The 12,198-nt window shown below is 70.4% G+C and carries 6 protein-coding genes; 4 read left to right on the top strand and 2 right to left on the bottom strand.

The window, feature by feature from the left end; all coding sequences use genetic code 11:
* Positions 1–17: 17 nt before the first annotated feature.
* Positions 18–2,600: an alpha-glucan family phosphorylase gene (gene glgP, locus AB0L53_RS20295; RefSeq protein WP_363995769.1), complete on the bottom strand. Its 2,583-nt coding sequence runs from the start codon at positions 2,598–2,600 to the stop codon at positions 18–20.
* 238 nt (positions 2,601–2,838) lie between these two features.
* Here glgP and AB0L53_RS20300 point away from each other — a divergent pair, with 238 nt between their 5' ends.
* The 3 genes from AB0L53_RS20300 (at position 2,839) to AB0L53_RS20310 (ending at position 8,095) form a co-directional block, all read left to right on the top strand.
* Positions 2,839–4,956 (top strand): alpha-1,4-glucan--maltose-1-phosphate maltosyltransferase, encoded by a 2,118-nt coding sequence (locus AB0L53_RS20300; protein WP_363995772.1) that lies wholly within the window; start codon positions 2,839–2,841, stop codon positions 4,954–4,956.
* Between the two features lie 70 nt (positions 4,957–5,026).
* Positions 5,027–6,727, top strand: a complete 1,701-nt coding sequence (treS, locus tag AB0L53_RS20305; protein ID WP_363995775.1) for a maltose alpha-D-glucosyltransferase — start codon at positions 5,027–5,029, stop codon at positions 6,725–6,727.
* Positions 6,728–6,730: 3 nt separating this feature from the next.
* Positions 6,731–8,095, top strand: coding sequence for an aminoglycoside phosphotransferase (locus AB0L53_RS20310; RefSeq protein ID WP_363995778.1), 1,365 nt, complete (start codon positions 6,731–6,733; stop codon positions 8,093–8,095).
* A 7-nt stretch (positions 8,096–8,102) separates the two neighbouring features.
* Here AB0L53_RS20310 and AB0L53_RS20315 read toward each other — a convergent pair whose 3' ends face one another.
* A complete protein-coding gene (locus AB0L53_RS20315) occupies positions 8,103–8,942 on the bottom strand; it encodes an NAD(P)-binding domain-containing protein (protein ID WP_363995781.1) in 840 nt (279 codons plus the stop codon).
* A gap of 82 nt (positions 8,943–9,024) precedes the next feature.
* Between AB0L53_RS20315 and AB0L53_RS20320 the strand changes: the two genes are divergently transcribed.
* Positions 9,025–12,114 carry a BTAD domain-containing putative transcriptional regulator gene (locus AB0L53_RS20320; RefSeq protein WP_363995784.1) on the top strand — a complete coding sequence of 1,030 codons (3,090 nt, stop codon included), beginning with the start codon at positions 9,025–9,027 and terminating at the stop codon, positions 12,112–12,114.
* Positions 12,115–12,198 lie beyond the last annotated feature (84 nt).

A 12,198-nucleotide genomic window follows, 5' to 3' on the forward strand; every position in this document is an offset into this window, starting at 1 on the left:
CCCGTTCGTTACTACGTTCAGCGGAGCATGCCGTTCGTCATCCCCGCGGGCTCCTCGGGAACGGCGATGAGGCCGAGCTCGGCGCGGGAGGCCGCCAGCGGGTGGTGCGGGACCGCCCGGACCGTGTAGCCGAACGCGCCGGTACGGTCCAGCGGCACCTCACCCACGTAGTGGGCCCGGCCGTCGTCGTCGGCGCCCTCGGTCCGCAGCTCGACGTAGGCCGGGTGGATCAGCTCGTCGTGCGGCCCGACCCGGCCGTAGGCGGCCTCGACCAGGATGTCACCCGGCTCCAGGTCGCCGAGCGCGACCGTGGCGCGTATTTCGAGCGCCGCGCCGACCTCGGGCGCGTCTCCGACGCCCGACGACTCCACGTGCTCGACCCGGACGCCCGGCCAGGCCCGCGTGACGCGTACGCGCCAGGCCGCGAACGCCTTGGCCGCGGCGGAGGAGTCGGCTGACAGGGCGCGGGCGGACCGAGCGGCGGGCAGGTAGAGGCCGACCACGTAGTCGCGCAGCATCCGGCCCGCGAGCACCTTGGGGCCGAGCGAGGTGAGCGTGTGCTTGACCATCTCCAGCCAGCGGCGCGGCAGCCCGTCACCGGCCCGGTCGTAGAAGCGGTCGGCCACCTCGTTCTCGATCAGGTCGTAGAGGGCGACGGCCTCCAGTTCGTCGCGCCGGTCGGGATCGGTCACCCCGTCGGCCGTGGGGATGGCCCAGCCGTTGGTGCCGTCGTACCACTCGTCCCACCAGCCGTCGCGGATCGACAGGTTGAGCCCGCCGTTCAGCGCCGACTTCATGCCCGAGGTGCCGGACGCCTCCAGCGGCCGGAGCGGGTTGTTCAGCCACACGTCGCAGCCCTGGACGAGCAGCTGGCCGAGCGCCATGTCGTAGTCGGGCAGGAACACGATGCGGTGCCGCACGTCGGGCCGATCGGCGAACTTGACGATCTGCTGGATCAGCTTCTTGCCGCCCTCGTCGGCGGGGTGGGCTTTGCCCGCGATCACGATCTGAACCGGCTTGTCGGCGTCGAGCAGCAGGTCCGAAAGGCGCTTGGCGTCGCGCAGCATGAGCGTGAGCCGCTTGTAGGACGGCACGCGCCGGGCGAACCCGATCGTCAGCACGTCGGGGTCGAGCACGTCGTCGATCCAGCCGAGCTCGGCGTCGGAGGCGCCGCGGTCGCGCCATGCCTTGCGCAGCCTGACCCTGGCCCCCTCGACGAGCCGCCGCCGGAGCGTGCCCCTGATGTCCCAGAGGTCCGAGTCGGGGACCTTCTGGACGCCCTCCCAGCCGCGTGCCCGCTCGATGAGCGAGGGCAGCTCGCGGCCGGCCAGCTCCATGAGCTCGCGGCCGACCCAGGTGGGCGCGTGGACGCCGTTGGTGATCGAGCCGATCGGCACCTCGTCGACGTCGAAGCCGGGCCACAGGCTCTTGAACATCTCGCGGCTGACCGCGCCGTGCAGCACGGAGACGCCGTTGACCCGCTGGGCCAGCCGCATGCCCATGATCGCCATGTTGAACCGGCCGGGCTGGTCCTCGGCGCCGAGCGCCAGGATGCGTTCGACGGGCACGGTCGGCCAGGCGTTGTCGCCGCCGAACTGGCGCTCGATCATGTCGACGGGGAACCTGTCGATGCCCGCGGGCACCGGCGTGTGCGTGGTGAAGACCGTGCCCGCGCGTACGGCCTCCAGCGCCTCGTCGAAGGAGAGGCGGGACTCGGTCAGCTCGCGGATGCGTTCGAGGCCGAGGAAGCCGGCGTGGCCCTCGTTGGTGTGGAACACCTCGGGCTCGGCGTGCCCGGTGATGCGGCAGTAGGCGCGGATCGCCCGTACGCCGCCGACGCCCAGGAGCAGCTCCTGCAGCAGCCGGTGGTCGGTGCCGCCGCCGTAGAGGCGGTCGGTGACGTCGCGGGCAGCGGCGTCGTTGTCGGCCACGTCGGAGTCGAGGAGCAGCAGCGGCACCCGGCCGACTTGCGCCACCCAGATCTGCGCGTGCAGCACCCGCTCACCGGGCAGGGAGATGCGGATCTTGACGGGGGTGCCGTCCTCCTCCTTCAGGAGGGTCAGCGGCAGACCGCCCGCGTCGAGTGACGGGTAGTGCTCCAGCTGCCAGCCCTCTGGCGAGAGCGACTGGGTGAAGTAGCCGTGGCGATAGAGCAGGCCGACCGCGAGGATCGGCACCCCGAGGTCGCTGGCGGTCTTGAGGTGGTCGCCGGCCAGGATGCCCAGGCCGCCGGAGTATTGAGGGAGTGCGGCGGCGATGCCGTACTCGGGGGAGAAGTAGGCGATGGCGCTCGCGGCGTCGGGCAGCGTCTGGTACCAACGCGGCGCGGTGATGTATTCGCGCAGGTCGTCGGCGGCATCGGCGAGACGGCGCAGGAATCGGCGGTCGGCGGCCAGCTCGGCCAGCCTGGCGTGGTCGACGGCGCCCAGGAGGGCGACGGGGTCGTGCCCTACCTGCTCCCAGAGACGCGGGTCGACCTCGGCGAAGAGGTCGGTCGTCTCCGGGTGCCATGACCAGCGCAAGTTGTGCACGAGCTCGCCGAGGGCGGCCAACTCCGCGGGCAGGACAGTGCGGACGGTGAACCGGCGGATTGCTCTCACGTTTTCGAACCCTATGGGCTAGGAGGGACCTCTCAGTCCCTCACCTTCGGCAAGGCCGTTCAAACCCCTTCCGAGAAGAAGCATGAAGAGGAAATATTGGGGCAACTTCCACCAATGTTGGTTCTCCTGGGGACACTCGGGAGGTCCTCCACTGCTGCCCACAATTTACATGCAAGGATCGTTCCTACCACGGAAGCCTCCGGCGGTACCGAGCGTGCCGTCGCAACCTTGAAATGCGATGATCGGACGAATTCCCATCACGGACATCTCCCCCGTCGTCGACTGCGGGCAGTGGCCCGCCAAGGCGGTCGCCGGCGAGACCTTTCAGGTCTCGGCGACCGTGTTCAGAGAGGGCCACGACGCCGTGGCCGCGGGCGTTGTGCTCACCGCGCCCGATGGACAGCGAGGCCGCCTGAGACCGATGCGCGAGCTCGCGCCGGGCACCGACAGGTGGGGCCTGGACGTGTGCCTGCCGGCCGAGGGTGACTGGCTGTTCAGGGTGGAGGCGTGGAGCGACCCCATCGCTACCTGGCTGCACGACGCGGAGATCAAGATCCCGCGGGGCATGGACAGCGACCTCATGTGCGAGGAAGGCGCCCGGCTGTTCGAGCGCGCCGCCAAGGCCGTACGGCAGGCGGACTGTCCCGCCCCCGGCAACGGGAACGGGCATCCCGCGGCCCACACCAGGACCGGCCGGGCCACCGACACCAAGCCATCCACCAAGGTCAACGGCAACGGCGACAGCACATGCGGCCACCGCGCCGCGCTGCTGGCCGTCGCCGCCACGCTCCGCGACGAGCAACTGGACCCCCGGGCCCGGCTGTCCATCGCGCAACTGCCGGAGACGGCGGCGCTGCTGGCGGCGCACCCGCTGCGCGCCCTGGTGACCAGGGCCCGGCCGCGGACGATCCGGGTGGACCGGCGCCGGGCCCTGTACGGCTCGTGGTACGAGTTCTTCCCCAGGTCAGAGGGCGCGGTCGTCAACGAGTCCGGCGTCTCCAAGTCCGGAAATTTCCAGACTGCGGCCAAGCGTCTGCCCGCGATCGCCAAGATGGGCTTCGACGTCGTCTACCTGCCGCCGATCCACCCCATCGGCCTCACGTTCCGCAAGGGGCGCAACAACACCTTGAGCCCCGAGCCCGACGAGCCGGGATCGCCCTGGGCGATCGGCTCCGACGACGGCGGCCACGACACGATCCACTCCGACCTGGGGACGATCGAGGACTTCGCCGAGTTCGTCAGCCGGACCCGCGAGCTGGGCATGGAGGTCGCGCTCGACTTCGCGCTGCAGTGCTCCCCCGACCATCCGTGGGTCAAGGAGCACCCGGAGTGGTTCACGATCAGGGCCGACGGCACGATCGCCTACGCCGAGAACCCGCCGAAGAAGTACCAGGACATCTATCCGGTCAACTTCGACAAGGACCCCGAGGGCATCTACACCGAGGTGAGGCGGGTCCTGCGGCACTGGATGGACCACGGCGTACGGATCTTCCGGGTGGACAACCCGCACACCAAGCCGGTGGGGTTCTGGGAGCGGCTGCTGGCCGACATCCACGCGACCGACCCGGACGTGATCTTCCTGGCCGAGGCGTTCACCCGGCCGGCGATGCTGCAGACGCTGGCCAAGGTGGGCTTCCACCAGTCCTACACGTACTTCACGTGGAAGAACTCCAAGCACGACGTGGAGGCCTACCTCTCCGAGCTGGCCCGGGAGACGTCGTACTTCCTGCGGCCGAATGTGTTCGTTAACACACCGGATATTCTTCACGAATACCTGCAACACGGCGGAAATCCTGCTTTCCGGATCCGTGCCGTGCTCGCCGCGCTCGCCTCACCCACCTGGGGTGTCTATTCCGGGTACGAGCTTGGGGAAAATGTCCCTGTCCGCCCGGGTAGTGAGGAATATCTAGATAGTGAGAAATATCAGTACAAACCGCGAGACTGGGTGGAGGCAGAGCGGGCAGGGTGGAGCCTGGCGCCGTTCATCACCCACCTGAATTTGTTCCGAAGAGCACATCCAGCGCTGCAGGAGTTGCGTAATCTACGGTTCCACCGGGTTGACCAACCGGACATGGTGTGCTTCTCCAAGCGCCTGCCGGGCGCCTATGACCCCGCCACACGACGGCACGGGCTGGGCGATGTCGTCCTGGCGGTTGTCAATCTCGACCCACACCACACCCACGAGGCGGCGGTCGAGCTGGACATGCCGGCCCTCGGTCTCGACTGGAATGCCGAGTTCGTCGTCGATGACGAACTGTCGGGCGAGTCGTACCGTTGGCGGCAGAACAACTACGTTCGCCTCGATCCCCACATCCAGCCAGCCCACATCTTCACCGTACGAGCCGCGCCACGGTAGAACACAGAATTCAGCGGGGAGTCTTCAACGTGTGTGAAAGCGCCTCCTTCATGAGCCCAAGGGAGTGCTCATGAGCTCCACACCCATTCCCAACCCCTTCGACGAGGAGAAGCCGCGCGACCCCTACTGGTACAAGCGCGCGGTCTTCTACGAGGTTCTGATCAGGGGCTTCGCCGATTCCAACGGCGACGGCACCGGTGACATCAAGGGCCTGATAGGCAAGCTCGACTATCTCCAGTGGCTCGGCGTGGACTGCCTGTGGCTGTTGCCGCTGTACGAGTCACCGCTGCGCGACGGCGGCTACGACATCGCCGACTTCATGAAGATCCTGCCGGAGTTCGGCGATCTCGGAGACTTCGTGAAGCTCGTCGACGAGGCCCACAAACGCGGCATGCGGGTCATCGCCGACCTGGTGATGAACCACACGAGCGACGCCCACCCCTGGTTCCAGGCCGCGCGCCACGACCCGGAGGGGCCGTTCGGCGACTTCTACGTCTGGTCGGACAACGACAGCTCCTATCCCGACGCCCGGATCATCTTCATCGACACCGAGACGTCCAACTGGACCTATGACCAGGTCCGCGGCCAGTACTACTGGCATCGCTTCTTCCACCACCAGCCGGACCTCAACTACGAGAACCCGGCCGTGCAGGACGCGATGCTGGAGGTGCTGCGCTTCTGGCTCGACCTGGGCATCGACGGGTTCCGCCTCGACGCCGTGCCGTACCTCTTCGAGGAGGAGGGCACCAACTGCGAGAACCTGCCGCGCACGCACGACTACCTCAAGCGGATCCGCAAGGAGGTCGACCGGCTCTACAACGACCGGGTGCTGCTCGCCGAGGCCAACCAGTGGCCCTCCGACGTGGTCGAGTACTTCGGCGACCCGGTGGGCGGGGGCGACGAGTGCCATATGGCGTTCCACTTCCCGCTGATGCCGCGCATCTTCATGGCCGTACGCAGGGAGTCGCGCTACCCCATTTCCGAAATCTTGGCCCAAACCCCGAAGATTCCGGAACATTGCCAGTGGGGGATCTTCCTCCGCAACCACGATGAGCTGACGCTCGAGATGGTCACGGACGAGGAACGCGACTACATGTACACCGAGTACGCCAAGGACCCGCGCATGCGGGCCAACGTCGGCATCCGGCGGCGCCTGGCGCCCCTGCTGGAGAACGACCGTAACCAGATCGAACTGTTCACCGCGCTGCTCCTGTCACTGCCCGGCTCGCCGGTGCTCTACTACGGCGACGAGATCGGCATGGGCGACAACATCTGGCTCGGCGACCGCGACGGCGTACGCACGCCCATGCAGTGGGACCCTGACCGCAACGCCGGGTTCTCCGACTGCGACCCGGGGCGGCTCTACCTGCCGGTCATCATGGACCCGATCTACGGCTACCAGGGGCTCAACGTCGAGGCGCACCAGAAGAACGGCGGCTCACTGCTCCACTGGACCAAGCGCATGATCGAGATCCGCAAGCGGCACCCGGTGTTCGGCCTGGGTGAGTTCACCGAGCTCAACTCCTCCAACCCGAGCGTGCTGGCGTTCGTCCGCGAGCTGGGCGACGACCGGATGTTGTGCGTCAACAACCTCTCGCGCTTCCCCCAGCCGGTCGAGCTTGACCTGCGCAGATTCGTCGGCGTCTCGCCCGTTGAGACGATGGGTGGAGTTCCATTCCCGGCAATTGGCGAACTTCCGTATCTTTTGACGCTTCCCGGGCATGGGTTCTATTGGTTCACACTCCCACCGGCCATCACCCAGGAGGAGTAAGACGTGCTTGACGAGCTCCTTGCCGCATGGATCAGTCGCCAACGATGGTTCGGCGGCAAGGGGCGCGCGATCGACTCCCTGTCGATCGAGTCGGACGTCGTGATCGACGCCGACGACCCCGGCCTCCGCCACCTGATCGTGTCCGTCTGGCAGGGAGCGTCGAGAGACCGCTACCAGATCCTGCTCGGCATGCGGAGCGAGCTGCCCGACCGCCTGAAACACGCGCTGATCGGCACGCACGGCCCCTACGCCTTCGAAGGCGGCCCCGACCATCCCGAGTGGTACGTCTACGACGCCGTCCACGACCAAGCACTGACCCACTGGGTCCTGGAATGCATGGCCGAGGGCTGCGGCTGGGACACCGTCCGCTTCCGCCACCTGCCCGGCGTCACCATCGACACCTCACCGCGCAGCCTGGTGCTCGGCGCCGAGCAGTCCAACACCTCCCTGGTGTACGGGGACGCCTACATCTGCAAGTTCTTCCGCCGCCTGATCCCCGGTGTGAACCCGGAGCTGGAGATCGTCACCGCGCTGGACGCCTTGGAGTCCGAGCACATCGCCAAGCCGTACGGCTGGATCGAGACCGACCTCGACGGCACCGCCACGACGCTGGCCATCATGCAGGAATACCTGTCCACCGCCAACGACGGCTGGGACCTGGCCCTGGCCAGCGTGCGCGATCTGTACGGCTCGATGCCCGAGCTGTCGGCGGGCGAGGTCGGGGGCGACTTCGCCGCCGAGGCGCACCGGCTCGGCGTGGCCACCGCCCACGTCCATCATGAGCTGGCCACCGCCTTCCCCACGGACCTGATCGAGGTGCACGAGGTCAAGCGGATGGCCGAAGGCTTCCGGCGGCGGCTGGGCCGGGCCGTGGGTGAGGTGCCGGAGCTGCGCGAGCACGTCGACGCGCTGGAGACCGCCTACCACGCGGTGGAGGACCTGACCGTCGAGGTGCCCGTACAGCGGGTGCACGGCGACTACCACCTGGGCCAGGTGATGCGTATCCCGACCGGCTGGGTGGTGCTCGACTTCGAGGGCGAGCCGGGCCAGCCCCTGGCCGAACGCCGGGCCCTGTCGTCCCCGCTGCGCGACGTGGCCGGGATGCTCCGCTCGTTCGACTACGCGGCCAGGCACCTGCTGGCCGACCACTCGCAGCCCGAGTCCCTGGAGGAGCGGGCCGCCGAGTGGGCCGACCGCAACAGGGCCGCCTTCCTGGAGGGCTACACCGAGGGCGGCGGGGTGATCACCTCGGCGGACGCGGCCCTGCTGCGCGCGTTCGAGCTGTCGAAGGCGGTGTACGAGGTGGTCTACGAGGCCCGCAACCGCCCCTCATGGATCCGCATCCCGCTGGCCGCCTTCCGCCGCTGACGTCCCGCTAACGCAGCTCTTCGATCAGGCTCGACAGGCCCTGGGCGCCGTGGCCGGCCGCCACCCGCCGGTCGAGGACCTCCCTCATAGGCAGCAGCAGGTCCGGCTTCACCCCCTGCTCCTCGAAGGCGCGGATCAGGTTGACCATGCCCACCTGGTTGATCTCCAGGTTGGAGACGTCGGTCACGTAGGCGCCCGCCTCGATGTCCGCCGCCATCCGGGGCTGCTGCCCGGCCATCGCGTTCAGCCATGGCACCAGCAGCTCCGTGGTGAACTCCGCCACCGGCCGCTTCTCCGAGGCGATCAGCGCCGCCGCCTCCAGGAACCCGGCGATCTGGCCGTACATGCCGGTTAGCATGGCCAGGTCGTACAGCGGCGCCAGCCCCGCGTCCGTCCCCAGGTAGCGGGACCCGGCCAGCGCGCTCAACGCCTCCTCGTAGCGCTCGAAGGCGGCCGGCGAGCCGCTGTAGAGGATCAGCGCGCCGGGCGTGCCGATCATCTGGGGGACGGCCATGATGCCGCCGTCCAGGTAGTCGCCGCCGCGCGCGGCCACCCAATCCGCCATGTCGCGGGCCTCCGCGGGCCTGCCGTTGGTGAGGTTCAGCAGGACCCGGTCGTCCAGCCGTACCGAGCCGAGGAGCTCCCGCACGGCCGCGTAGTCGAGCACGCAGACGATCACCAGCGGGCTGGCCGCGACCGCCTCCGCCGCGGTCGCCACGGCGGTGGCGCCCAGGCCGTCTGCCTTGCCTTCCGTACGGTTCCACACGGTGACGCTATGACCGGCCCCGACGAGGGTCCGGGCCAGGGCCTGGCCCATGAGGCCCAGGCCGAGGATAGAGATACGCATGCTGAGCAGTCCTTTCCGTTGACGGCTTCCACATTGCTGGCCGGGGGTTATGGTCGGGTTCGGAGTTTGTTATGGGGGGCTGATGAGATTCGGGGTGCTGGGCCCCCTCTCGGTGTGGACGCCGGACGGGCAGCCGGTCCAGGTGCCCGAGGCCAAGGTCCGCGCGTTGCTCGCCGACCTGCTGGCGCACCGGGGGCGGCCGGTCTCCACCGACCGGCTCATCGAGGACCTGTGGGGCGACCACCCGCCCGCCGACGCGCCGGCCGCGCTCCGGGTCAAGGTCTCCCAACTGCGCCGTGCGCTCGGCGACCGCGCACTGGTGGCCTTCCGGCCGCCGGGGTACCTGCTCGCGGTGGACGCGGAGGAAGTGGACGCGGGCCTGTTCGAGTCCCTGCTCACCCGTGCCGGGCGGAGCGACGACGCGCGGGTACGGCAGGCGCTGCTGACCGAGGCGCTCGGCCTGTGGCGGGGGGCTCCGTACGCCGAGTTCGGCGACTTCGCCAGGGCGGCCGTCGACCGGCTGGAGGAGCAGCGGCTGGTCGCGCTGGAGGAGCTGGCCGAGACGCGGCTGGAGCTGGGCGACCACGGGGCGCTGGCGGCCGAGCTGGCCGAGCTGGTGGCCGCGCATCCGCTGCGGGAGCGGCTGCGGGCCGCGCACCTACGGGCGCTGTACCGGGCAGGGCGGCAGAGCGAAGCGCTGGCCGGTTATGCGCGGCTGCGCGAGCTGCTGGCGGAGGAGCTGGGCATCGACCCGGCACCCGAACTGACGGCGCTGCACGCCGCGATCCTCCGCCAGGACCCGACCCTCGACCCACCCGCACTGCCCATGGACCCGACGCACTCCCATCCGCCCGCGCCTCTTGGAGCGCCGCAGGGCTCCGGTCCGGCCGGATCGCTCGCCGGGCCGCCCGCGACGAACCTGCCCGCGTCGCTCACCGAGCTGATCGGCCGGGACGCGGAGGTGGCCGAGGTGCGGTCGCTGCTGCGGGCCGGGCGGCTCGTCACGCTGACCGGGCCGGGCGGGGTCGGTAAGACCCGGCTCGCGCTGGAGGCGGCGGCCGAGCCCGGCCGGCCGTTCCCCGGCGGGGTGTGGCTGGTCGAGCTGGCCTCGGCCACATCACCCACTGAGGGCGTGGTGGCCGAGGTGGTGGCGACGGTGCTGGGGGTCAGGGACGATCTGCCCGGGTCCGTGGTCGACCGGCTCGCCGCCGCGCTGCGTACCAGCGCGACCCTGCTCGTCCTCGACAACTGCGAGCACGTGATCGAACAGGTCGCCGAGCTGGCCGAGCGGCTGCTGCGGGCCGCGCCCGAGCTGCGCGTGCTGGCGACCAGCCAGGAGTCGCTGCGCGTACCAGGCGAGCTCCTGTGGAGCGTGCCGCCACTCGGGCCGGAGGCCGCCGCGCGACTGCTCGCCGCCAGGGCGGGCATCGGGCCGGACGACGACGGCGTGGCGGAGATCTGCGCGCGGCTCGACGGGATCCCGCTGGCGCTGGAGCTGGCCGCCACCCGGCTGCGGGCGCTCACTCCGCGTCGGCTGGCCGCCCGGCTCGACGACCGGTTCCGGGTGCTCGCGACGGGGCATCGGGCCGCTCCCGCGCGGCAGCGGACGCTGCGGGCCATGATCGACTGGAGCTGGGAGCTGCTGACCGACGCCGAGCGGGTCGTGCTGCGGCGCCTGGCCGTGCACGCCGACGGCTGCACGCTCGAAGCCGCCGAGGCGATCTGCGCCGAACCGGGCCTGGACGCGCTCGACCTGCTGGCCAGGCTGGTTGACAGGTCTCTGGTGGTACGGACCTCCGGCGGCAGGTACCGGCTGCTGGAGTCGGTGGCCGCGTACTGCCTGGAACGGCTGTCCGAAGCGGGTGAGACGGAGGCGGTCCGGCTGCGGCACGCCCACCACCACGCCGACCTCGCCGAACGCGCCGAGCCGGGCCTGCGCGGACCCGAGCAGCGGCACTGGCTCGCGCTCCTCGACGCCGACGCGGCCAACCTCCGCGCCGCGATCGAGACCTCACTCCGGCTCGGCGCCACAGACGAGGCGGTTCGGCTGGTGAACGCGCTGGCCTGGTACTGGGTGCTGCGCGGCAGGCTCGGCGAGGGGCAGCGGGCCCTGGAGGCGGTGCTGGCCGTCGCCGACGACGCGCAGGCCCGTGTCTGGCTGGCCGGGCTGCGGATGCTGTCCGGGCAGGGGCGGCCCCCCGGCGTGGAGCGGCTGCCCGCCGGGATCGCGGATCCGGCGCGCCGGGCCAGGGCGCAGTGGTTCATGGCCTTCACGCTGTACGGCTACGACGACCCGGTGGTCACCGACGCGTTGCTGGACGGCGCGCTGGAGTCCTTCCTCGCCCTGGACGACCGGTGGGGCACGGCAGCGGCGCTGAGCCTGCGGGCCAGACGGGCGCTGCTGCGCGGCGATCTGGCGGCGCTGCGGAAGGACGGGGAGCGAGGGCTGGAGCTGTTCCGGGAGGTGGGCGACCGGTGGGGTGAGCTTCGGGCCGCCGAGAACCTCGGCACGCTGGCCGAGATCACCGGCGACTACGTGCGGGCCGCCGACCTGCGGCGCGATGGGCTGCGCGGCGCCGAGGAGCTCGGGCTGCAGAGCGAGGTGTCCGGCGCGCTGTCCAGGCTGGGCCGGGTGGCGCTGCTGACCGGAGACCTCGACGGGGCGCGGGAGCTGCACGAGCGGGCCCGGCGACTGGCCGTCGCGCGATCGGATGTGCCGTTGGAGGAGTTCGCCGAGGTCGGGCTGGCCCTGGTCGCCCGGCGGCAGGGGCGGCTCGATGAGGCCGAACGGCTGCTGCGCCGCTGGTTGCGCTGGGTGCGTGAGGTGGCGGGCGAGCCGGGGGCGGCGCTGATCCTGGCCGAGCTGGGGTTCGTCGCCGAGCAGCGCGGGGACGCGGTGGCCGCGCTGGAGTGGCAGCGAGAAGGGCTGGCGGTGGCGCGGCGGGTGGGCGATCCGCGCGCGATCGCGCTCGCCCTGGAGGGCCTGGCGGGCGCCCGCGCGCTCGGCGGCCATCACGAAGAGGCGGCCGAGCTGCTGGACACGGCCGGCGCGCTCAGGGCGTCGGTGGGCGCCCCGCTGCCCGAGGCGGAACGCGGCGATGTCGACCGAATCGCGGCCTCGGTCCGGACGGCGCTCGACCGGCGGCAGACCACCGTGACCGACCGCCCCTGACACCGGCGCCGGTCGCAGAGGTGTCACCCCCGCAGATCACCCAGAACCCATCGCAAAGCGGGCATTTACTCCCGTCGCTGGCTC

It is taken from the genome of Nonomuraea sp. NPDC052129 (genome assembly GCF_040680095.1).
GTDB lineage: Bacteria > Actinomycetota > Actinomycetes > Streptosporangiales > Streptosporangiaceae > Nonomuraea.